The following is a 23,401-nucleotide window of genomic DNA, read 5'->3' as shown; positions in this document are numbered from 1 at the left end:
CATAGCCAGAGCCGCAGAATTTGCTACGGTTATAGTAAGTCACCTGTGAGAAAACGCTATGCGCAAATATCGTCTAAGTGAAGAACAGCGAGCCTTTAGTTATCAGGAAGATGGCACTAAAAAAAGTGTGTTATTACGGCAGATTATCGCCATTAGCGATTTTAACGATGTGATAGCAGGAACCGCTGGCGGCTGGATCGATCGCGAAACGGTGTTAGCACAGGAAGGAAATTGCTGGATTTACGACCAGAATGCTATTGCGTTCGGCGGAACGGTGATTTCTGGTAATACGCGTATCACCGGCACCAGCGTGCTGTGGGGAGAGGTTTACGCAACGGATAACGTCTGGATCGATAATAGTGAAATCAGCCAGGGTGCATATATAAGTGACAGTGTCACCATTCGTGACTCATTAGTTTACGGGCAATGTAGAATATTTGGTCACGCCTTAATTGATCAACATTCTATGATCGTCGCCGCACAAGGCTTAACGCCCGACCATCAACTCCTGCTCCAAATTTATGATCGCGCAAGGGTTAGCGCCTCGCGTATTGTCCACCAGGCACAAATTTATGGCGATGCCGTCGTCCGGTATGCTTTTATTGAACATCGCGCCGAAGTTTTTGATTTTGCCAGTGTTGAAGGTAATGAAGAGAACAACGTCTGGCTATGCGATTGCGCTAAAGTCTACGGTCACGCGCAGGTGAAAGCTGGCATAGAAGAAGATGCCATTCCGACGATTCATTACAGTTCGCAGGTGGCGGAATATGCCATTGTGGAAGGTAATTGTGTGTTAAAACATCATGTCTTGATTGGCGGAAATGCCGTGGTACGTGGTGGACCGATTCTGCTCGACGAGCACGTTGTAATACAAGGTGAGAGCCGTATTTCAGGTGCGGTGATAATTGAAAACCATGTGGAGTTAACCGACCACGCCGTCGTTGAAGCCTTTGATGGCGACACGGTTCATGTCCGTGGTCCAAAAGTCATTAACGGCGAGGAGCGCATTACGCGAACGCCGCTGGCAGGGTTATTATGAATCGATAATACGCGCGTATAAGTTCACATCATCATAGGCATCATTCAGGAACTCAGCCTGTTTCAGGCAACCTTCAAGGATAAAACCATTGCGCAAAGCGACCTGGTTGCTTTGCGGATTGTCCACCCGACATTTGATCACGAAGCGTCTAAGTTCACCAGACTGAGCGTAATGATGAATCAATGCCTGCAGCGCCTGAGAAATGATCCCCTGCCCCTGATGAGATTCGTCCAGCCAGTAGCCGATTTCAGCAGTTTTATTCAGTGGTTCAATACGATTAAACGAGATAACGCCGATAAGTTCATCTTCTTTGAAAATCATGAACATTTTGGCATAGCCGCGTTGATGCAACATCACATTACCCTGCACCGTTTTTCGCGTGTCCTCTTCACTCTGAACGAACTGCGGCCAGTTTAGCGACTGCTGTAACCAGGTTTTATTTTTACAGATTAACTGATAAAGAGGTGTGACGTGACTTTCCGCAACAGCATGTAATTCAAGTGATTCGCTTACTTTTATCGTTTCAGTCATCTTATCTCCAGTCAATCCATGCTGTTGTTAAAAAAGCCGCCTGGCTGGCGGCTTAGGAAAGTTTACACCTCTTTGACGCTCTCCTGCTGCAGGATTTTGAGCATCTCATCTTTTAACTGTAGCTTTTGTTTTTTCATGCGGACCACTTCCGCATTGTACCCTCGACCGTCGGAACCTTCCTTTCTGGCAATTTCATGATCAAGTTTATTGTGTTTATCGAACAAGGACATAAAGCGAGGATTTTCGTTTTTCAGACGGGATATTAAATCTCGGTATTCTGGAAACATACGCACTCCCTGTTAGTGGCTGACAAGGTGTATCTGAAATACACACCATCAGATTACTCATTTAACTTAGGGAAAAATGCGAGCGGGATCGTGTTTAACCAGACGGCACCTCCCGAAGAAGGTGCCGAAGAAAAAACGATTAACTCATCACGCGGTCGTCAACATACTGACGTTTATCCGGCGCTGGCGGGAAATACTGATACAGCCATGTTTCACTGATAGCGTCCCCCTGACAACGTAGATACATCCGCATATCGACCGGATCAGTAGAGTCCGAAGTCGGATACCAGTCAAACTGAATACGATAACCATCGATGGGTTCAATATAGAGAATTTCGATTTGCTTCGCTTCCCCACTGGAAAGCGTAATCACCGGCTCAATGCCTTTTGGCGCGGCAGCTTTCAGATCACCACCAACGAAATCGACGGCAAAACGACGCGCCCATTTTTCGGGATAGTGTTCACCTGGCGCCCAACCTTCCGGGAAACCGCCCATGCCGGTACGCGTCGCCATAACGCGCGCTAATGGGCAATGAACAGGCGGTTGCGCACTCCAGTACAGACGATACTGGAATGCAAACTCATCACCTGCTTTTACAGCTTTTTCTGGCTGCCAGAAGCAGACAATGTTATCCAGCGTTTCGCCCGTTGTTGGGATTTCCATCAGGCCGATGGTGCCCTTACCCCACTTGTTACGCGGTTCCACCCACAAACTTGGGCGTTTGTTATACCAGCCCATAATGTCCTGATAATGGGAGAAGTCACGATCCAGTTGCAATAAACCAAACCCTTTCGGGTTGTTGTCGGTGTAAGCATTGAACTGCAATTTTTGCGGATTGTTCAGCGGACGGCAAATCCACTCGCCGTTGCCCCGCCACATGGACAGACGATCAGAGTCATGAATTTGCGGATGAATGGTGTCGCACATCCGACGTTCATTAGTACCGCAGCTGAACATACTGGTCATCGGCGCAATGCCCAGCTGTTTAATGTCTTTGCGCGCATACAGGTGATTTTCCACATCCATAATCACCTGACTTTTCTCACAATGGATAGTGAACTTATAGGCACCAGTAATACTGGCGCTATCGAGCAACGCATAAACGGTAAAGGTAGTTGCCCCCGGTTTTACCGTATCAAACCAGAAGGCGGTAAAGTCGGGGAACTCTTCTTTACTGTCGGTGTAAGTGTCGATCGCCAGGCCGCGGGCCGACAAACCGTATTGATATGTATCATCAACGGCGCGGAAATAACTCGCGCCGAGAAATGATACTACATCACGGCGCGCCAGTTCGGGGGCTTTAAACACGCGAAAACCGGCAAAGCCGAGATCGCTTTGCCCTTCTAATTGTTTGGTATCAACACCTGCATCGTTGTATTTGAACAACTCCGGGCGAAAGTGAATTTCACGCGCCAGATGTGTTGCTGGATCTACAGAAAACATACGAACGCGGCGACGGAATCCCATTCCCATATGGAAGAACTGAGCGTCCAGTTGACGGTTCTCAACGTTATGCCAGAGCGATTTTTCGGCGTCGTATTGAATACTGTTATAAGCCTGCGGCGTCATTGTCGCCAGCGTGTCAGGTAACGGACGAGGCGCACCACGCCACGCTGTTTGCGCTAAGTCGTGCGCCATTGACTGTAGAATGGAGAAGTCAAAACGCTGGGTTTGCCCGTCGGCAATATCAGAATCTGCCGCGAATGCCGCCTGAGAAAAAAGAGAAGCAATGCCGCTGGTACCGCACACGGCGGCCATAGCCATTGAACCTTTAATAAATCGTCTACGATCCATACCTGAAAGTGAGTCCTTCTGGTGTTGTGAATGGTCCCGCGCTGGTCGTTTTCAGCGGCAAGAAAGTGCTTATTTATGACCGCTCACTCTAGACAATATTTATTAATAATCCAATTGTTGAACTGAGAGAATATGCATAAATCGGCATTTTTTTTATGTCGATGGGATGAGCCTGATTCGTTTGTAAAATCAGGCAAATTTTTGCAAAGGCGGATGGTCAGAATTTAAAGCAAACCACAGCGACGTTTACTGCGTTCTTCCGCTTCCTAGTAAAGCTGGAACTCATCCAAAACCGGACAACCCAACGCCTGCTCAAATGCTTCGCGACTGGCATTACCGTGACTGCGTGTCTGCGTTTCATTACCCAGATTTGACTGGAAGATCCCCGCCGCGCTAACGGGCAAGAAATCTTCATAGGTGATGGGTTGCGCCACTACCCAACCACGTTCAATTAAGGGCTGTGGATCGTCTCCAGGATGAATCGCCTGACGATGCGCCTCACCCGAAGGCGTCAGACGGTACCGGAACCATGCCAACCCTTGCTGACGCATTAAAAACTCACTGTCAGGAAAAGTGCGGAAGGTTTCCTGTAAATGCATTTGGTGAGTGAGATTATCCTGCCCGGTTCCAGCGTTACGCAGAAGATCATCATACAGTTGTCGCCCTTTCGGCGTTAATGCCACGCCACGCTGCTCAATTTCACCAAAGCGCGCGGTATGCGTGCCCTGTTTCTGCCCCGCAAACAACACCGTCTCTTCCAGTGCTTTAAAGCTGGTCTGGCGTAGTAAAATCGGTACCTCGCGGCGCGGCGGCCCCTCGATGAGAATTTTGGGTTCAATTCCGCATTCAGGCATCATCGACTGCACCCGGTCAATATCCAGCGTACGTGGCGTCAGGTGGTTGATATGGCATCCAGGAAAACAGACCACATCAGCAATCAACCGATGTTCGTTGTGCAAGGCGCGATAGGTTTCTTCATCTACCGTTGCTGACTGGTGCCAGCGAAACGTTTCCAGGGCTTCCTGCACAAACTCCTGTGCCTGTGTTTCGTTAAAACCGCCCTGCTGCTCATATTCCTCTAACAGTTGTCGACAACGTGGGGTGAAGATATCGCGCTGACGCAGAATCTCCGCCGCTTTCTGGCGCAAAATTTCGTTCTCGATAAGCTCAAGGCGGAGTAAGGAGGTAAAAACGCGGAAGGGATTACGCGCCAGAGAAGCATCATCAATGGGCCGAAATGCTGTCGAATGTACCGGCACCCCTGCCTGCGAGAGATCGTAATAGCTCACCGGGTACATCCCCATAATGGCAAACATCCGCCGAAGAGTAGCAAGCTCTTGTGCAGTCCCAACGCGAATCGCCCCATGACGTTCAACATTCAGTCGCGCCAGCTCGTCTGCATTTACCATTTTTTCGTGCAGTTGAGGATTGTTTTCCAGCACAGCCAGATTCACATCAGCTACCAGTTCCAGCAGCGTGCCATATTGCGGAACTTCTTGCTGGTACATGGCTGACATTGCCTGCGAAAACTGTTCCCGAATCTCATCCGCCGTGATGCTGTTCGCCATAGTGTCTGCCTCCAGTGGTCAGTAATCTGGAGTGTAGGTAACCGCATTCACTCTGGCGGGAAGAATTTACAAACTGTGATCTCGCCGCGAAAACATCAATATTATCCATTTTGCTGTAACATAATTGCTTTAATTGTTAATAATATTTTGCAATCAAGTTATCATAATCAAACAACTTCACTTGTCAGCGACACCGCTTCGTTTTTAACATCGCTTATGGAAAAAAATAGTCTGTTTAGTCAGCGCATCCGTTTGCGCCACCTTCATACATTCGTAGCTGTCGCACAACAAGGAACTTTGGGGCGCGCGGCTGAAACCCTTAATTTGAGTCAACCTGCGCTCTCTAAGACATTGAATGAACTGGAGCAGCTGACGGGCGCTCGCTTGTTTGAGCGTGGTCGTCAGGGGGCGCAACTTACCTTACCCGGCGAACAATTTTTAACGCATGCAGTCAGAGTTCTTGACGCCATCAACACTGCCGGACAGTCGCTTCATCGTAAAGAAGGTCTTAATAATGATGTCGTCAGGGTTGGTGCACTACCTACTGCGGCACTGGGGATATTACCTTCGGTTATAGGTCAGTTTCATCAGCAACAAAAAGAGACGACCTTGCAAGTTGCGACAATGAGTAACCCTATGATTCTGGCGGGTTTAAAAACCGGGGAAATCGATATCGGCATTGGTCGGATGTCAGATCCTGAACTGATGACCGGGCTTAATTACGAACTGCTGTTTCTTGAATCGCTGAAGCTGGTTGTCCGCCCTAATCACCCGCTACTTCAGGAGAACGTAACGCTAAGCCGGGTGCTGGAATGGCCGGTCGTTGTATCACCAGAAGGCACTGCGCCACGCCAGCATTCAGATGCATTAGTGCAGAGCCAGGGCTGTAAAATTCCTTCGGGTTGTATCGAAACGCTGTCTGCTTCGCTATCTCGTCAACTTACGGTTGAATACGATTACGTGTGGTTTGTCCCTTCTGGCGCTGTAAAAGACGACCTGCGTCATGCCACGCTGGTGGCCCTGCCTGTTCCGGGACATGGTGCAGGCGAACCGATTGGAATACTGACCCGCGTAGATGCGACGTTCTCTTCTGGTTGCCAGTTGATGATTAACGCTATTCGAAAATCAATGCCGTTCTGAAAGGTGAAGGGATCTGTCGATCCCTCCTTGAACATTTTCACACCGTAGCGAAACTAACTGGTTCACCCGCTCCGCGAGGTTCTGCCGACACAGAATGTTTGTGCAGACGGAATACATCCACCGCCTCAGTTAATCGTGCCGCCTGTTCTTCAAGGGACACCGCCGCCGCTGAGGCCTCTTCTACCAGAGAAGCATTCTGTTGCGTCACCTTATCCATTTCAGAAATCGCCTGGCTAACCTGCGTTATGCCTCTACTTTGTTCATCCGAGGCGGCGGCGATTTCCTGCATGATATGTGTGACACTCGCGACGGCATCAACAATAGTGCTCATGGTTTTCCCGGCCGTTGCCACCTCATCCGACCCCAGGTCAATTAACCTGACTGATTCACTGATCAAGCCTTCAATCTCTTTCGCCGCCTGAGCGCTGCGACTTGCGAGTGTCCGTACTTCGCTGGCGACAACGGCAAATCCACGCCCTTGCTCACCCGCTCGCGCGGCTTCAACGGCAGCATTCAGTGCCAGAATATTCGTCTGGAAAGCAATACTGTTGATGACGGCGGTGATCTCAGAAATTTTCTTCGAACTCGTGGAGATAGCGCCCATCGTTTTTACTACACCGGAAACCGTCTGCCCGCCATCGCTGGCTTTAATAGAAGCCTCTTGCGCCAGTTTGCTGGCATGATGCGCGTTATCCGCATTCTGTTTCACCGTCGCAGTGAGTTGCTCCATGCTGGCGGCAGTTTGTTCGATAGCCGCCGCTTGTTCTTCGGTGCGAGATGACAGGTCCGCATTGCCAGCTGAAATTTCGCTGGTGCCACGATAAATCTCTTCCGCACCCTGTCGAACAGTCCCTACTGTCATCCCCAGTGAATGCTGCATTTGCTGTAAATGACGATTTAAGCGACCGATTTCATTACGACCCGCCGGTTCATCCTTCATCGTCAGATCGCCACTAGCGATTTTTTCAATCCGTTGTGCGGCATGTTGCAGTGGACGAATGACGATCCGACGTAGCACCATAAATGTTATCAGCGTCATGACCAGGGCAAGCACAAACGCGCCAATCATGAACATCCCACCCAAGCGGGTGCGCTGATGGGCCAGTTCCGCCAGTTGGTTGGCTCTGGTGCTACGTATCTTAACGGCTTTGTTCAAAATATCGGTATAAGCATTATCCAGCGGTCGGATCTGCTCACTTTCATGATTGATAATCGCTTCAAACATGCCATTTTTGGCATATTTCAACATAGGTTGCATACCCGTGATATAAGCCTGAAAGCGTTGATTTAATTCAGTGTCGAGGGCTTCATCAGCAGGTGTTTTCACCGGCCGATTCTGATAAGCACGATACCCTTGCTGCGACTGTTTAATCTCCGATTCGGCTTGCGCAATATTTCGCTTCATTGCTTCCATTTCCGCAATACAACTCGCAGCCCCGGCCTGAATCATATTGATCCGGGCTGAACGCAAAAAATCTGAACTGTTCGCTAACCCGGTCCGAATCTCAATCTCCGCAGTAACATCACGCTGATCGCGATCGGCCTGCCAGAGGAAATAGCCAGCCAGAGCAGAACTTAATGCGAATAGAACTAAGATACCGCCAAGAATGCAGGCAAATAACGGAACCAGCCTGATGTGATGCAAAAAACCTAATCGCTGTGAGGGAGTTGTATTCATTACCGTTGTCTCTCGTCCAGGTTTACTCCTGATAGAAAGTCATCGGCACTTGACGGTAATTACTTATGACCAAAAACCTCTTTGCGTCACATTTTTACAACAATTATTGCAGAGAAAATTAATGCTATTGGAATGAAGAGAGTAACGAATGGCTAAACTGGCTAACCCGAATGACGAAAAATTCTGGAAAACAGCACGCAATTTCGTGAAGTGATTATTTTCGTCCCTAAGGAAACCTCATAGGATGCCTGCGGGTGCCTGAGACTTTCTGTTTTCAGGCTAACCGGGAATCAGAAAGACGAAGGCCCCGACCGATATTTCTATCAACCGAGGCCAACGAATGAACCTAGCAATTCAGATCTTAGCCTCTTACCCGCCATCCGGCAAGGAGAAAGGCTATGAAGCACAACCCTCTGGTAGTGTGTCTGCTCATTATCTGCATTACGATTCTGACATTCACACTCCTGACCCGACAAACGCTCTACGAACTGCGGTTCCGGGACGGTGATAAGGAGGTTGCTGCGCTCATGGCCTGCACGTCCAGGTAAGGGCAAGCGCGGGGATTTTCCCCGCGCATCTGACTAGCAGATTCATTTTCTCATGGCACCCCTTTTACACTTCAGTTAGTGCATGTTTTTTTCGATGCACTAATAGAACCATCATTACAGACAAATTTGCCGCCTGCCGTACAGTGTGAGATCCCCCCTTTCGAACCAGAACAGGGTTTGCGCCCGGCATCGGCATAAAAGGAAACAAGCGTTCCCATAAACAAAATAAGTGCCAGTTTTTTCATATAACCTCCATGGTTTATCGAATCTTATGTTCGATTTGAACGTTATACGCTGGTTTATTTTGATACCGTTGATGAGATCAAAGATCGGGTGAATTGATTAAAAATAAGCCAGATGGACGTATGGGCAAGGATTATGGTTTTATTTGTCATACAAATAAATATAATAGGCGCTTCCGATGTAGACCCGTATTCTTCGCCTGTACCACGGGTCGGTTTTAGTACAGGCATTTTCTTGAAATATCCTTCAGGAACGTTTACGCGGCATCATGCGTAGAAGTGTGTTGTCCTTCCAGAAATAGTGGTGTGCCAGTGCAGCCGCAGCGTGCAACCCGATGACAAAATATCCCAGATTCGCCAGCGTCTCATGCCACGACTTTAAGCTATCAACCCGTTCGAAATTGGCCTCTGAAGCGTAAGGCATCGTCAAACCAAACGCAAACCACGGGTTGCCCCGGTTATACATCATCACCAAACCAATCACTGGCAGCGCAATAAACAGGAGATACATCACCAAATGTCCCAAATGCGCCAGTCCCGTCATCATCGGTTTTGGCTTAGGTATAATCGGCGGGGTTGGGTATTTCAGCCTTAACAAAAGACGAACGACCATCAGCACGAGAATTGAGATGCCGCAGGAAACATGAATCATGTTGATGAGTGGCCGATCGCTACGTGGGAAGAAACCACGAAACTCCATTGCGCAATACGCTGCGATAACCAGCAAAAAGACCAGCCAGTGAATGCTGATTTGTAACCTTGAGTATTTATTTTCCATAACATTTCCTGCTTTAACATAATTTTCCGTTAACATAACGGGCTTTTCTCAAAATTTCATTAAATATTGTTCACCCGTTTTCAGTACGTTACGTTTCACTGTAAGAATGGAGATTGCCCATCCCACAATCCTGGTCTAAGCCTGGAAAGGATCAATTTTCATCCGAATGTTCCTGACAGGAGAAAACCATGAGTAAAGTTGGTATTAACGGTTTTGGTCGTATCGGTCGACTGGTGTTGCGTCGATTACTTGAAGTCAAAAGCAACATAGACGTTGTCGCTATTAATGATCTCACTTCCCCAAAAATTCTCGCCTACCTGCTGAAACATGATTCAAACTACGGACCATTCCCCTGGAGCGTTGATTTTACGGAAGATTCACTTATCGTTGATGGGAAAAGTATCGCGGTTTACGCCGAAAAAGAGGCTAAAAATATTCCGTGGAAAGCGAAAGGTGCAGAAATCATTGTCGAATGTACTGGCTTTTATACCTCCGCCGAGAAATCGCAGGCACATCTTGATGCTGGTGCGAAGAAGGTGTTGATTTCCGCCCCTGCCGGTGAAATGAAAACTATCGTTTATAACGTCAATGACGACACTCTGGATGGCAACGACACCATTGTTTCCGTGGCGTCATGCACCACTAACTGTCTTGCGCCGATGGCCAAAGCCTTGCATGACAGTTTCGGGATAGAAGTCGGCACGATGACGACCATTCATGCCTATACTGGCACCCAGTCACTGGTGGATGGCCCACGTGGTAAAGATTTACGTGCTTCACGCGCAGCGGCAGAAAATATCATTCCCCACACTACGGGGGCGGCAAAAGCCATTGGTCTGGTGATCCCGGAACTGAGCGGCAAACTGAAAGGTCATGCGCAACGCGTGCCGGTGAAAACAGGTTCGGTCACTGAACTGGTATCGATTCTCGGAAAAAAAGTGACTGCCGAAGAGGTGAATAACGCACTTAAACAAGCAACCACCAATAACGAGTCATTTGGTTATACCGATGAAGAAATAGTCTCTGAGGTGTACTGGCAATAGCGGACACTACCATTTGTTCTTTTTTTAAGCAGCCATCTGATGATATTTTTCCCTGAAGGCTGCCGGGGAGATATTCCCCAGACGAGAGTGACGACGCTGACGATTGTAGAAAATCTCAATGTATTCCCGTATTACTGAGATGGCTTCATCCCGGTTATTAAAACGATAGTGGCTCAGGCTCTCATTTTTCAGCGTTCCCCAGAAGCTTTCCATCGGAGCGTTGTCGTAACAGTTACCTTTACGCGACATTGATGTTTTCAGACCAGACTGCTCCTGTATGACCCGGTAATCGTATGCGCAGTACTGTGAACCTCGATCAGAGTGGTGGATTAGCCCGGCAGGTGGGCGCTGGCTCCTGAGCGCCATAAACAGGGCTTTACCTGTCAGCTCTTTTGTCATGCGCTCTCCCATGGCGTAGCCGACAATTTCGCACGTATAAACATCTTTGATGCCAGCGAGGTACAACCATCCCTCCTGTGTGGCAACATACGTCAGGTCCGCCACCCAGACCTGATTTGGTGCTGTAGGAGTGAACGTCTGGTTCAGCAGATTTGGCGCAACTGGCAGATTGTGGTTCGAGTTCGTAGTCGCTCTGAACTTGCGTTTCTGCTTACAGCGTAGCCTTAGCTCCTTACGAAGACGTGCCAGTCGGTCACGACCAACGATGATGCCATTCTCTGCCAGCTCCGTCTGGAGCCGCCGGGTTCCATATGTTTCGCGAGTGCGGATATGTGCCACCTTAATCTCCAGTTTTAGCCGCTCATCACTTTGTTTTCTGTCTGAGGGTTCATGCTGTACCCAGTTGTAATAACCGCTCCTGGATACACCAAATACCTGACACATCGCTTCAATGGGAAATTGTTGTCGCCATTGTTCGATTAACGCGTATTTTTCAGCGACTCCTGTGCAAAATACGCTGTTGCTTTTTTTAATATATCTCGCTCAAGGCGAGCTTCATTTAACGCCTTACGCAGTTGCAGAATTTCAGATTCCAGTTCAGCCACCGTGCGGGAACCAGGAGTACCGAGCCCTTTTCTGGCGGCGGTAACCCATTGTCCTAAAGTGCCTTCAGGAAGAGATAATCGGGAAGCGCCTTCACTGATCGAAAGTTGATTTTCAAGAACCGTTCTGACAGCTTCGGCTTTGAACTCTTTAGAGTAACGTTGGGTTTTTCTGCTCATTATTAGCTCCTTCTGATGCCATTCTATTTCAGGAAGGAGTGTCCGTTAAACTCAGGCTACCTCACATCGCTATCATCGCGTAAACGCGGCAGCTCGCCAGTGAGTAGTGAGAGATAACGCTCAACCGGCCATAATCCTTGTAACTGATTAATAAAGATTACACTGTCTGCGTTATTTCCTAACTGAGGAACGAATCCGGGATAACTTAACCAGCGTGGTGCATCGGGATTGTCCCCAGTCATACGGCGGAACGTCGCCATCGTGCGCCGCTGCATGGTGGGGTCCTGAACAACGATAGCCGTATGAACTCGTTCTACGGCCTGATTCAATAGCGCGATGCTAAAGCGTGCGTTTTCACCGCAGTTTGTTGACTGGTCTTCAATCCAGATTTTTTCATGCGGAATGTGCCAGAACTGATGAGCGATATCCGCCTGGATGGTCGCTTCTGCTCTGCCAGTGGTGCGGATAGTGTTGTAGTGCGGATGCTGTGCGATGGCGCTATACAAAAAAGTTGTCGAGTGACCGATACCACCACTAATCAGTAAAGGAATTTGCTGATCGCGAGCAATCTTACATGCCGCGTCGATAGTCGGCATAACCGCATTGCCTGCAAGGATCACGCAATCGGCCTGATACGGCACCTCACCGGAGAAATCATCCTGCGCCAGCCACTGTCCGATAACATTTATGGCATCTATAGTTGCCGGCGAAAGCGTCGGAAACGGGGTAATGTTCATGGTTCCTCCTTATCGTTCCCTTAAGAATACTGCGTGAGATAATAGTGAGAAGCGGAGCACTCTGAAAGGAGGAAGTCGTATTTCCTTAACCGCCACTCCGCAAGCCTGACATATCTTTTAAGGAAATGCTGTAGATAAACATTATTCATCTTGCAGCAGAGAATTGTATTTTTCTGAATTCCTGAATTTTTACCCTTACCGTTTTAGAATTAATAAAAAACCCGGCGCTAAATGCTTACCGGGTTTTTTCTTTATCAGGCAAATAGCAGGGTTAACCGCTAATCTGCTCCATCGCCTGCAAAATACGCTTATCTGAAATCGGATAAGGCGTACCAAGTTGTTGAGCGAAGTAACTAACACGCAACTCTTCTATCATCCAACGGATCTCTTTCACGTCTTCATCCTCACGACGTGCAGGCGGCAGTTTGTTGATCCATTGCTGCCACGCCTGCTGGACGTTTTCGACTTTCAGCATCTGAGCACGGTCGCGATGTGGATCAACCGCCAGTTTTTCCAGCCGTTTTTCAATCGCCTGCAAATATCGCAGCGTGTCGCCCAGCCGTTTGAAGCCGTTACCAGTGACAAAACCGCGATATACCAGCCCGCCCATCTGCGCTTTAATGTCAGAAAGCCCCAGCGCCATCGTCATATCCACCCGCCCCTTCAGACGTTTGTTGATATTGAACACTGCCGTAAGGATTTGCTCGACCTGCTTCGCAATATCCACCACCGTGTCGTTCAGTTCGGCACGCACTTTTTCATGCAGCGCAGCAAAGCCTTCTTCCGTCCAGACCGGGCCACCATTGGCGTCGATCAATTTATCCACACCGCAGGAGATACAATCGTCGATCAGCTCCAGCACTTTGCCATACGGGTTAAAGTACAGCCCCAGCTTGGCTTTGTTTGGTAACTTCTCATGTAAATACTTGATCGGCGAGGGAATATTCAGCAGCAGTAGACGGCGAAGACCGTTCCACATTACCTGTTTTTGCTCCAGCGGATTATCAAACAGTTTGATCGCCACACTGTCGCGTTCATCCACTAGCGCTGGCCACGCCTTCACTTTGTAGTTGCCACGCTTCTGTTCGTAGCTTTCCGGCAGCTGACCAAAACTCCAGATATGCAGTCCGCTCTGCTCGATACCGTCATCCGCCACCGCAGACAGCGTTTCCTGCACTTTGCCTTTCAGCGCATCTTTCAGATCTTGTAGCGAGCGCCCTTCTTTTAGCTTCTTGTTTTTGTCATCCACCACGCGGAAGGTGATTTTCAGGTGATCGGGCACCTGATCCCAGTGCCAGTCTTCGCGGTCAACGGTAACGCCGGTCATCCGCCGTAACTCGCGCTCAAGGCTGTCGAGCAACGGTAACTCCAGCGGTGTGACGCGGCCTAAAAACGCTTCGGCGTAGTTTGGTGCAGGCACAAAATTACGGCGTACCGGTTTCGGCAACGATTTAATCAGAGCAATCACCAATTCGCGGCGCAGACCGGGGATCTGCCATTCAAACCCGCTTTCCTCAACCTGGTTAAGTAACGGCAGCGGAATATGTACGGTCACACCGTCCGCGTCCGCGCCTGGCTCAAACTGATAGCTCAAACGCAGCTTGAGATTGCCCTGATGCCAGAAGTTCGGGTAATCCAGCTTTCTGATTTTTTCCGCCCCTTCTTTGATCAACATGCTCTTTTCAAAGTTGAGCAAATCAGGCGTTTCGCGGCTGACTTTTTTCCACCAGCTATCGAAGTGACGAGCGGAGATTACATCGTGGCTGATGCGCTGGTCGTAGAACTCAAACAGCGTTTCGTCATCAACCAGAATATCGCGGCGACGTGATTTGTGTTCCAGCTCTTCCACTTCGGCCCGCAGTTTCAGGTTTTCACGGAAGAATGCGTGACGCGTCTGCCAGTCACCTTCCACCAGAGCGTGGCGAATAAAGAGTTCACGACATAACGCCGAATCGATCTGGCTGTAGTTGACCTTGCGCGCAGCAACAATCGGCAAACCATAAACAGTGACTTTTTCCGTTGCCATCACCGCGCCCTGCGCCCGTTCCCAGTGCGGTTCGCTGTAGGTGCGTTTAATCAAATGCTGAGCAACGGGTTCTACCCATTCCGGGTCGATACGCGCAGCAATGCGCCCCCACAGGCGGCTGGTTTCTACCAGTTCCGCCACCATTACCCATTTCGGCGGCTTTTTGAATAAACCAGAACCGGGGAAGATGGAGAAACGCGCGTTACGTGCACCGGTATATTCCTGTTTATCGGCATCTTTCATGCCGATATGGGAAAGCAAACCGGTCAGTAAGGCGATGTGAATTTCACGATACTCCGCCGGTTCGCTGTTGACCGGAATGCCAAGTTCTTTCACCACCTGGCGCAACTGGGTGTAGATATCCTGCCATTCGCGCACGCGCAGATAGTTGAGGTAATCGGTACGACACAGGCGACGGAAGGCGTTGGAAGAAAGCGCCTTTTGCTGCTCGCCAAGATAATTCCACAGATTTACAAACGCGAGGAAGTCGGATTCTTTGTCGTGGAAGCGACGATGTTTTTCGTCCGATGCCTGCTGTTTGTCCATCGGACGTTCGCGCGGATCCTGAATGGAGAGCGCGGACGTGATAATCATCGCCTCACGCACGCAGCCATGTTTTTGCGCTTCCAGCACCATACGCGCCAGACGTGGGTCGACAGGCAACTGCGAGAGCTGGCGACCGAGCGGCGTCAGTTTATAGGCGCTGGCCTGTTCATCCGTGGTGATCGCGCCCAGTTCTTCGAGCAGACGCACGCCATCCTGGATATTGCGTTTATCCGGTGCTTCGACAAACGGGAACGCAGCGATATCGCCCAGCCCCAGCGCGGTCATCTGCAAAATAACCGAGGCCAGGTTGGTACGCAGAATCTCCGGATCGGTAAACTCCGGGCGCGAGAGGAAATCGTCTTCGGAATAGAGACGAATACAGATCCCTTCGGACACACGACCACAGCGGCCTTTACGCTGATTGGCAGACGCCTGCGAAATGGGTTCAATCGGCAAACGCTGCACTTTGGTGCGATAGCTGTAGCGGCTGATACGCGCTGTACCGGGGTCGATGACGTATTTAATCCCCGGTACGGTCAGCGAGGTTTCCGCGACGTTGGTCGCCAGCACAATGCGCCGTCCGCTGTGCGACTGGAACACGCGGTTCTGTTCGCTGTTCGAAAGCCGCGCATAAAGCGGCAAGATTTCGGTATGGCGTAAGTTCAGCTTGTTCAGCGCATCGGCGGTATCGCGAATTTCCCGCTCACCACTCATAAAGATCAGAATGTCGCCAGGGCTTTCCTGACTCAGTTCGTCTACGGCGTCAAAAATCGCCTGCAACTGATCGCGCTCGGTGTCATCGGCTTCTTCAACAATCGGTCGATAGCGCACTTCCACCGGATAGGTCCGACCGGAGACTTCGATAATCGGCGCATTATTAAAGTGGCGCGAAAAGCGTTCCGGGTCGATAGTCGCGGAAGTGATAATGATTTTTAGGTCAGGACGCCGCGGCAGCAACTCTTTCAAATAGCCGAGCAGAAAATCGATATTCAGGCTGCGTTCGTGCGCTTCGTCAATAATGATGGTGTCGTACTGCATCAGCAGGCGGTCTTGCTGGATCTCCGCCAGCAGGATACCGTCGGTCATCAGCTTGACCATCGTGTTATCACTTACGTGATCGCTGAAACGCACTTTGTAACCGATGCAACCGCCCGGCTCCGTTTTCAGCTCTTCCGCAATACGGTTCGCCACCGTTCTTGCCGCCAGGCGACGCGGCTGGGTATGGCCGATCAGCCCTTTAATCCCGCGCCCCAGCTCCATACAGATTTTCGGTAACTGAGTCGTTTTACCAGAACCCGTTTCCCCGGCGACGATCACCACCTGGTGATCACGAATCGCTTCGAGAATGTCCTGTTTTTTCTGACTAACCGGTAAATTGTCAGGATAAGTAATTTCCGGTCGTGCCGCTTCACGCAGCAGGACTTTCCCTGCCGCCTGGTCAATCTCTTTCGCCATCTCCTGGAAAATGGCCTGTTGTGCATCAGGATTTTTAACCTTCTTCACGCCGTGCAGACGGCGAGAAAAACGCAGTCTGTCACGCAGCATCAGCGAATCCAGCCGCTGCTGCAAGGCCGTAAAGGTCAATTTTTGTTGTTCTGTCATAACGTTAGTGGGCAGTAGTCTGCCTGATTAATTTTCTTTGAAATGATAGATATAGAGTACCACATCACGGCTTTCTATGCGTTGTTCAATAAATTCGAACATAGGCTTCGATTTATTGCGCTATCTCTGTGGCAGGATTGTGAATAAAGTGTCAACAAGCAACGGGGCATCGCCCATTCAAACATCTATAAGGAAACACCATGAGCAAGGTATTAGTTCTTAAATCCAGCATCCTGGCAGGGTACTCTCAGTCTAATCAGTTGTCCGATTATTTTGTTGAACAATGGCGCGAAAAGCACTCCGCTGATGAAATCACCGTTCGCGACCTGGCTGCAAATCCGATTCCGGTACTGGATGGCGAACTGGTTGGTGCACTGCGTCCGAGCGATGCGCCGCTGACTCCGCGTCAGCAGGAAGCTCTGGCGCTTTCCGATGAGCTGATTGCCGAGCTGAAAGCCCACGACGTTATCGTTATTGCGGCACCGATGTATAACTTCAACATCTCAACTCAGTTGAAAAACTATTTTGACCTGGTTGCACGCGCAGGCGTTACTTTCCGCTATACCGAGAACGGTCCGGAAGGTCTGGTAACGGGTAAAAAAGCCATCGTTATTACCAGCCGCGGTGGGATCCACAAAGATGGACCAACGGACCTGGTGACGCCGTATCTGTCCACGTTCCTCGGCTTTATCGGCATTACTGATGTGAAATTTGTCTTCGCCGAAGGGATCGCATACGGTCCGGAAATGGCAGCGAAAGCGCAGTCTGACGCGAAAGCAGCCATCGACAGCATTGTTGCTGCATAACCGGACACGATCTTGATGTGGACTGTAGTCCAGTCCACATCCCAATCCACTTACCTGTTTTCCCATAATTTCAGCATCGCTTTGTGATCTTCCTTAAGCACAATATGCGAGCGTCTGGCTCGAATAAAGCTAATCGCTTCATCAACGGTTTTACAGTATCCGTAACATAACAGCCATGCCGCCACTACCAGCGCACTGCGCGATAATCCCAGTGCGCAATGGACCAGAACGCTGCCTTGCTCTTCGCGTAATGTTTCCAGCATCGCCACGGCCTGTCGGAGCTCCCCCTCTTCCGGAACCACCAGATCTAGCATCGGTACACAGAAATAGAGTCGATCTTTTGTCGCTCGTCCACGAGGGAATTCAAAGGTGACGTCCAGAACCGCATTCTGTGCCGGAATATGTCGTGGAAACGCCCCTAAATAAACACCAGCAGTCATTTTGCTCACCGGCTCCAGGCGACGACAAAACCAACGCATAGATAGCCACATCCCGATGCGCCAGGGCAATGTCAGCCAGTAAACGGCGGGCGGGAGTTTCCCCTGACTATCTTTCCCTGTTGTTATCGCGCCAAGCCCACCGTACCCACGGCCAATAATGAGTAGCGATAATACTGGCCAACATAACCAGACTGACCACCATAACTGAACCATCATCATTAGCTCCATCAACACAATGCACGCGCACGCGCCTACGACATATGGCAGTGCTATTTTGATTCGACGTTGATCAGGTTTCTGATAATTCCACCGACGGTCGACGGGCACCATCCAGTCAATCAACATACCTACCGCCAGCCCTGTGATGACATCAATAAAATGATGCTGCCATGTCGTCAGCGTCGAAATGGCGATGAGTAAAAACCATCCGCCGCAGACTTTACGCCACCTCACAGCCAGATGCTGACGAAAGTGACGCCAAAGTAGCCAGCAGAGAATAATATGCAGCGAAGGAGACTGGTTATAAGGCAGATCAAACAGTTCAAGTTGCGAAAATAGCCATCCCGTCACCCCACTCACTTCAGGACGGATAAAACTAAACTTCAGCGGATAGAGCAAAAAACCGCAGCAGGCCATTACCGTTGCCAGAATAAGCCGGTGGACAAGTCGGCGCTGTTCGAATGTCGTGCTACAAACGAACAGCGAAAATCCATATAAAAGATCCAGACTCCAGTAAGGAACAATAGTCCAGGGAAGAAAAGGGATCGCCGTTTCCCAACCGAATACCTGACTGGGAATATCATGGCTATTACTGTCCTGAACCGCGGTGAACTGATTAAGAGATCCATAGGTGAAGAAGAAAAACGGGGCCAGCAACAATAACCAGCCAGCTCCTTGTAGCAATACGTTCCGGCGTTCAGTTATCACGACGCACCGCCATCGAAACCGTAAAAATGCCCCACTCATCAATCCGTTGTGTGCATTTATCAAATCCAGCATCATGCACGAGCAAATCCATCTCCCCTTGCGTACGCACGCGCATTACCCACAGTTTACCATCTTTATGACTGGTTAACACCCCGGCAATCAGCTCCAGTTGTGGGTGCCACGGCTGCCCGGTGTAGATGAGAATGCCACCCGGTTCGATGGCATTGGCAAGACCTGCGAGTGAGTTTTTTACCTGCTCATTTTCGGGAAACAGCTCATACAGTCCAGAGACAATCGCCAGCGTAGGCCGCGGAGTTAACGCGCTGAGTTCCTCCGGGTTAAACGCATCGCCCTGTTCAAAACGCACCCGCCCAGACATTCCCCGTTGGGCAATCATCTCTTGCCCCTGTGCAACATTTAACTCACTGTAATCACGTAATAAAATATCGCTTACGGCAGGCTCGTTTGCCAGTGCATCCAGTACATAGCGCCCATGCCCTGCGGCAATGTCAACCACGCGGACGGCTAAACCTTTGACGTGGAGATCGGCAACGGCTTGTTTAATCAGTATTTGTAAATGAGTTTTGCGCTGGCGAATACCGCGCCAGCCAACACTGTTCAGGTAGATTTTGTCGATTAAGCGCCCGAATGCGTTACTGCCTTGCGGTTGATTTTGATAGACATAATCCAGCGAACTGCCTGAATCAAAGCCAGTGCTCATTCCGAGATGCAGGCCCGCAGAGTGCGTCCCGAACAATTTCATCGCTTTACGCATAAAGCGATACGCCAAATCAACCGGCGATAATGGCACGGGTCCACCTGAAAGGAGGCGCCAGCGATCCGCTGATGGTCCAGTGCGGTCTTCATGCTGATAATCAAATTTTTGTGACTTGTTAGCATATAAACGACGAATAAAGCTTTGCATTTTTTCAAATGCCTGCGCCCTGTTCTCTTCACCCAACGTGTCGTGATAAAAGCCTGGCAGCAGATGCAGCTCTTTCAGAGGGCTACGTAATCTCTGATAAAAATCAATCTGCGGTTGGCGATGCACCACATAGTCATCGCCTGATATCAGAAGTTGCGTGGGGAGCGTAATCGCCGCCGCATCTCTAATAATACGTTCAGACGTTTTATAGAGATCGAGCAAGATATTGACGGCAATCGCCCGTGTGATCAGCGGATCATTATTGAAACTCGCCACCCGTTGCCGATCGTGGGTCAAATAGCGTCTTTTCACATAGGAATTAATAAAAAACAGACCACGCAGACGATGCCATAGCGTCAGCGCAGGACGTGCCAGCGGCACATACAATTTAACCTTAAAGGCCGGAGAAGCCAGCACCAGCCCGCGAATTGCAGGCGCATAATCATGAACCCATGTGGCAACCAGCACTGCGCCGACGCTTTGCGCGATCACAACCACCTCTTCCAGTCCAACCTGGCTGTCGCTGGCAGCAAAACGGACAAATTCATCGACATCCTGCACTGAACGCGCAAGAGATGGGCTATAACCACGCGGCCCCGAAGTTTTTCCATGCCCCCGGGCATCCCATGCATAAAAAGCAGTATCTGGCATCGCCAGTTCATCAACGATATGTTGTAGACGACCAGAATGTTCATGGCCACGATGAAATAAGACGATGACCTTTTTCGCCCCTGGCTGTAAAGCGGGCCAGTGCCGATAAAACAACGCTGTATTATCACTGGTGGTAAAAAAATGTTCCCCAGAGATGCGTGAATTTTCCATTTTCTCTATTTTCCTTCAGTAACAGCAGTAACGAATAAAATAAAAAAATACCGGAGCGGTGAAAATTAATGAGTCAATCCTGTCAAGGATTCCGCCATGTCCAGGTAATAGTTTCCCGCTATCTTTAACACCAACATCTCGTTTGATGGCTGACATCACTACATCGCCGCAAAAACCACTAATACCAATTAACAAACCCGCTAATATTGCCTGTAATGTATTTAGCGGTGTCAGTAACGGTCCAATGATCATCGACGCTATCATGGTGGTGATTACGCCGCCGACCAGACCTTCCAGCGTTTTTCCCGGGCTGACTTTGGGGACCACTTTTCTTCTGCCGCAGGATTTCCCCCATAAATACTGTGCAATATCGTTTGACGCGGTTAATGCCAAAAGAAATAACACCAGTAAGGCCCCGCCCTGGATATTCATGGATGGCAACATTAATAACCAGGCGGCATGACTCAAGGCGAAAACGGTCATTATCCAGCCCCAAAAAATGGCGCTCACGGTATGCAGAAAACCGGAGGGGTCACCCACAAAAACTCGCCAGGTGGCTAATATCAGAAACCCAGCCAAAGGTATAAATAACAGAAACAGCTCAAAGCAATTAAAACCGATAAGCAAATAGTTAAGAGGAATAACCCAATATAACCACCGCGGAAAATGTACGGATATAAGCATACAATATTCTTTCAATGCCAGAAAACTTATCAGCGCAAAAAACGCCAACGTCATCCAGCGTGGACCTGAAATCACCAGTGAAAAACAAATGACGATGCCCCACCAGGTACGAATACGTAATGTAACCTCACCCCCTTTTCTCTCCGGTAACCGCCATAGCAGAAAACGGTTTATCAGCGTTGCTAAAATTAACAACGCGAAAAGTGAGGTGTACTGGCAATAGCGGACACTACCATTTGTTCTTTTTTTAAGCAGCCATCTGATGATATTTTTCCCTGAAGGCTGCCGGGGAGATATTCCCCAGACGAGAGTGACGACGCTGACGATTGTAGAAAATCTCAATGTATTCCCGTATTACTGAGATGGCTTCATCCCGGTTATTAAAACGATAGTGGCTCAGGCTCTCATTTTTCAGCGTTCCCCAGAAGCTTTCCATCGGAGCGTTGTCGTAACAGTTACCTTTACGCGACATTGATGTTTTCAGACCAGACTGCTCCTGTATGACCCGGTAATCGTATGCGCAGTACTGTGAACCTCGATCAGAGTGGTGGATTAGCCCGGCAGGTGGGCGCTGGCTCCTGAGCGCCATAAACAGGGCTTTACCTGTCAGCTCTTTTGTCATGCGCTCTCCCATGGCGTAGCCGACAATTTCGCACGTATAAACATCTTTGATGCCAGCGAGGTACAACCATCCCTCCTGTGTGGCAACATACGTCAGGTCCGCCACCCAGACCTGATTTGGTGCTGTAGGAGCGAACGTCTGGTTCAGCAGATTTGGCGCAACTGGCAGATTGTGGTTCGAGTTCGTAGTCGCTCTGAACTTGCGTTTCTGCTTACAGCGTAGCCTTAGCTCCTTACGAAGACGTGCCAGTCGGTCACGACCAACGATGATGCCATTCTCTGCCAGCTCCGTCTGGAGCCGCCGGGTTCCATATGTTTCGCGAGTGCGGATATGTGCCACCTTAATCTCCAGTTTTAGCCGCTCATCACTTTGTTTTCTGTCTGAGGGTTCATGCTGTACCCAGTTGTAATAACCGCTCCTGGATACACCAAATACCTGACACATCGCTTCAATGGGAAATTGTTGTCGCCATTGTTCGATTAACGCGTATTTTTCAGCGACTCCTGTGCAAAATACGCTGTTGCTTTTTTTAATATATCTCGCTCAAGGCGAGCTTCATTTAACGCCTTACGCAGTTGCAGAATTTCAGATTCCAGTTCAGCCACCGTGCGGGAACCAGGAGTACCGAGCCCTTTTCTGGCGGCGGTAACCCATTGTCCTAAAGTGCCTTCAGGAAGAGATAATCGGGAAGCGCCTTCACTGATCGAAAGTTGATTTTCAAGAACCGTTCTGACAGCTTCAGCTTTGAACTCTTTAGAGTAACGTTGGGTTTTTCTGCTCATTATTAGCTCCTTCTGATGCCATTCTATTTCAGGAAGGAGTGTCCGTTAAACTCAGGCTACCTCACCTGGCAGGAAGTAAAAGGCAGCGACGATGCCTGGTTTTACACCGTTTTTCAGCTTAGTGGTCAGGCAATAATGGAGCAGGATGAGCGTCAGGTGCAGATTGGCGCTGGCGATATTACGTTACTCGATGCCTCACGCCCCTGTTCGCTTTACTGGCAGGAGTCTTCTAAACAGATTTCATTACTTTTGCCACGCACTCTGCTGGAACAATATTTTCCCCATCAAAAACCTGTCTGCGCAGAAAGACTGGACGCTGACTTACCCATGGTGCAACTCAGTCATCGCCTGTTACAGGAGAGCATGAATAATCCGGCACTTTCTGAAACAGAAAGTGAAGCTGCGCTACAGGCGATGGTGTGTCTGCTGCGCCCGGTACTTCATCAGCGGGAATCTGTTCAACCTCGCCGTGAACGTCAGTTTCAAAAAGTGGTTACGTTGATAGACGATAATATTCGCGAAGAGATATTACGCCCGGAGTGGATAGCCGGAGAGACAGGTATGTCAGTACGTAGTTTGTACCGAATGTTTGCCGATAAAGGTTTGGTAGTCGCGCAATATATTTAGACTGGCCCCCTGAATCTCCAGACAA

General features: G+C 49.5%; 19 protein-coding genes and 2 pseudogenes. 6 read left to right on the top strand and 15 right to left on the bottom strand.

Features of this window, described 5'->3' with window-relative positions; genetic code table 11:
* Nucleotides 1-58 precede the first annotated feature (58 nt).
* Entirely contained in the window at nt 59-1,039 is a 981-nt protein-coding gene (gene ydcK / locus C1P89_RS06010; protein ID WP_001234073.1) for a YdcK family protein, read from the top strand.
* Here ydcK and rimL read toward each other — a convergent pair.
* From rimL to hglS, 4 genes are all read right to left on the bottom strand, one after another.
* Nucleotides 1,034-1,570: a 50S ribosomal protein L7/L12-serine acetyltransferase gene (gene rimL, locus C1P89_RS06005; protein ID WP_000140884.1), complete on the bottom strand. Its 537-nt coding sequence runs from the start codon at nt 1,568-1,570 to the stop codon at nt 1,034-1,036. The genes ydcK and rimL overlap by 6 nt on opposite strands.
* 62 nt (nt 1,571-1,632) lie before the next feature.
* On the bottom strand, nt 1,633-1,857 hold the full coding sequence (locus C1P89_RS06000; RefSeq protein WP_001296778.1) for an HP1242/YdcH family protein: 225 nt from the start codon (nt 1,855-1,857) through the stop codon (nt 1,633-1,635).
* A 139-nt stretch (nt 1,858-1,996) separates the two neighbouring features.
* Nucleotides 1,997-3,652, bottom strand: coding sequence for a glucan biosynthesis protein OpgD (gene opgD, locus C1P89_RS05995; protein WP_000375956.1), 1,656 nt, complete (start codon nt 3,650-3,652; stop codon nt 1,997-1,999).
* A 266-nt stretch (nt 3,653-3,918) separates the two neighbouring features.
* Complete coding sequence (gene hglS / locus C1P89_RS05990; RefSeq protein ID WP_000013788.1) at nt 3,919-5,220, bottom strand: 2-oxoadipate dioxygenase/decarboxylase HglS; 1,302 nt, start codon at nt 5,218-5,220, stop codon at nt 3,919-3,921.
* Nucleotides 5,221-5,436: 216 nt separating this feature from the next.
* Here hglS and C1P89_RS05985 point away from each other — a divergent pair, with 216 nt between their 5' ends.
* Complete coding sequence (locus C1P89_RS05985; RefSeq protein WP_000414564.1) at nt 5,437-6,360, top strand: LysR substrate-binding domain-containing protein; 924 nt, start codon at nt 5,437-5,439, stop codon at nt 6,358-6,360.
* Nucleotides 6,361-6,397: 37 nt separating this feature from the next.
* Here the strand turns inward: C1P89_RS05985 and trg are convergent, their stop codons facing one another.
* On the bottom strand, nt 6,398-8,038 hold the full coding sequence (gene trg, locus C1P89_RS05980) for a methyl-accepting chemotaxis protein Trg (RefSeq protein ID WP_001098543.1): 1,641 nt from the start codon (nt 8,036-8,038) through the stop codon (nt 6,398-6,400).
* 398 nt (nt 8,039-8,436) lie between these two features.
* Between trg and hokB the strand changes: the two genes are divergently transcribed.
* Nucleotides 8,437-8,586 carry a type I toxin-antitoxin system toxin HokB gene (hokB, locus tag C1P89_RS05975; RefSeq protein WP_001320773.1) on the top strand — a complete coding sequence of 50 codons (150 nt, stop codon included), beginning with the start codon at nt 8,437-8,439 and terminating at the stop codon, nt 8,584-8,586.
* Here hokB and yncP read toward each other — a convergent pair.
* From yncP to cybB, 3 genes are all read right to left on the bottom strand, one after another.
* Complete coding sequence (gene yncP, locus C1P89_RS25825) at nt 8,564-8,632, bottom strand: hypothetical protein (RefSeq protein ID WP_212591405.1); 69 nt, start codon at nt 8,630-8,632, stop codon at nt 8,564-8,566. The two genes, hokB and yncP, sit on opposite strands and share 23 nt — an antisense overlap.
* Before the next feature lie 25 nt (nt 8,633-8,657).
* Complete coding sequence (locus tag C1P89_RS05970; RefSeq protein ID WP_000731833.1) at nt 8,658-8,831, bottom strand: YdcA family protein; 174 nt, start codon at nt 8,829-8,831, stop codon at nt 8,658-8,660.
* Nucleotides 8,832-9,075: 244 nt separating this feature from the next.
* On the bottom strand, nt 9,076-9,606 hold the full coding sequence (gene cybB, locus C1P89_RS05965; protein ID WP_005136298.1) for a cytochrome b561: 531 nt from the start codon (nt 9,604-9,606) through the stop codon (nt 9,076-9,078).
* 188 nt (nt 9,607-9,794) lie between these two features.
* On the opposite strand from cybB, the pseudogene gap reads away from it, so the two are divergent.
* Nucleotides 9,795-10,631: pseudogene (gene gap, locus C1P89_RS05960) on the top strand (type I glyceraldehyde-3-phosphate dehydrogenase); the annotation flags it as partial.
* Between the two features lie 42 nt (nt 10,632-10,673).
* Here gap and C1P89_RS05955 read toward each other — a convergent pair.
* The 3 genes from C1P89_RS05955 to hrpA all read right to left on the bottom strand — a co-directional run bounded on the left by C1P89_RS05955 (nt 10,674) and on the right by hrpA (nt 16,741).
* Nucleotides 10,674-11,830, bottom strand: a protein-coding gene (locus C1P89_RS05955) for an IS3-like element IS600 family transposase (RefSeq protein ID WP_094096605.1) whose coding sequence is annotated in 2 segments (ribosomal slippage) — nt 10,674-11,581 and nt 11,581-11,830 — 1,158 coding nt in all. Because the reading frame shifts where the segments join, the coding sequence is not laid out codon by codon here.
* A gap of 56 nt (nt 11,831-11,886) precedes the next feature.
* Nucleotides 11,887-12,567: a YdcF family protein gene (locus tag C1P89_RS05950; protein WP_001027948.1), complete on the bottom strand. Its 681-nt coding sequence runs from the start codon at nt 12,565-12,567 to the stop codon at nt 11,887-11,889.
* 271 nt (nt 12,568-12,838) lie between these two features.
* Nucleotides 12,839-16,741 carry an ATP-dependent RNA helicase HrpA gene (gene hrpA / locus C1P89_RS05945; RefSeq protein ID WP_000139576.1) on the bottom strand — a complete coding sequence of 1,301 codons (3,903 nt, stop codon included), beginning with the start codon at nt 16,739-16,741 and terminating at the stop codon, nt 12,839-12,841.
* Nucleotides 16,742-16,941: 200 nt separating this feature from the next.
* Here hrpA and azoR point away from each other — a divergent pair, with 200 nt between their 5' ends.
* On the top strand, nt 16,942-17,547 hold the full coding sequence (gene azoR, locus C1P89_RS05940; RefSeq protein ID WP_000048948.1) for an FMN-dependent NADH-azoreductase: 606 nt from the start codon (nt 16,942-16,944) through the stop codon (nt 17,545-17,547).
* Nucleotides 17,548-17,597: 50 nt separating this feature from the next.
* Here the strand turns inward: azoR and C1P89_RS05935 are convergent, their stop codons facing one another.
* The 4 genes from C1P89_RS05935 to C1P89_RS05920 all read right to left on the bottom strand — a co-directional run bounded on the left by C1P89_RS05935 (nt 17,598) and on the right by C1P89_RS05920 (nt 22,749).
* On the bottom strand, nt 17,598-18,914 hold the full coding sequence (locus tag C1P89_RS05935) for a phosphatase PAP2/dual specificity phosphatase family protein (protein ID WP_000627394.1): 1,317 nt from the start codon (nt 18,912-18,914) through the stop codon (nt 17,598-17,600).
* A complete protein-coding gene (locus tag C1P89_RS05930) occupies nt 18,904-20,661 on the bottom strand; it encodes a bifunctional alpha/beta hydrolase/class I SAM-dependent methyltransferase (protein ID WP_000431894.1) in 1,758 nt (585 codons plus the stop codon). Before C1P89_RS05930 ends, C1P89_RS05935 begins: the two co-directional genes overlap by 11 nt.
* Before the next feature lie 15 nt (nt 20,662-20,676).
* Nucleotides 20,677-21,600 carry a phosphatidate cytidylyltransferase gene (locus C1P89_RS05925; RefSeq protein WP_049801002.1) on the bottom strand — a complete coding sequence of 308 codons (924 nt, stop codon included), beginning with the start codon at nt 21,598-21,600 and terminating at the stop codon, nt 20,677-20,679.
* Nucleotides 21,593-22,749, bottom strand: a protein-coding gene (locus C1P89_RS05920) for an IS3-like element IS600 family transposase (protein WP_087879964.1) whose coding sequence is annotated in 2 segments (ribosomal slippage) — nt 21,593-22,500 and nt 22,500-22,749 — 1,158 coding nt in all. Because the reading frame shifts where the segments join, the coding sequence is not laid out codon by codon here. The genes C1P89_RS05925 and C1P89_RS05920 overlap by 8 nt, the downstream gene beginning before the upstream one ends.
* 63 nt (nt 22,750-22,812) lie before the next feature.
* Here C1P89_RS05920 and feaR point away from each other — a divergent pair.
* Nucleotides 22,813-23,373, top strand: a pseudogene (gene feaR / locus C1P89_RS05915) (transcriptional regulator FeaR); the annotation flags it as partial.
* Nucleotides 23,374-23,401 lie beyond the last annotated feature (28 nt).

Origin of the sequence: Shigella sonnei, assembly GCF_002950395.1 — a bacterium.
In the GTDB taxonomy this organism is placed as follows: Bacteria; Pseudomonadota; Gammaproteobacteria; order Enterobacterales; family Enterobacteriaceae; genus ECMA0423.
The sequence above is the reverse complement of the archived record's forward strand: the minus strand, read 5'-3'. Positions and strand labels throughout refer to the sequence as shown.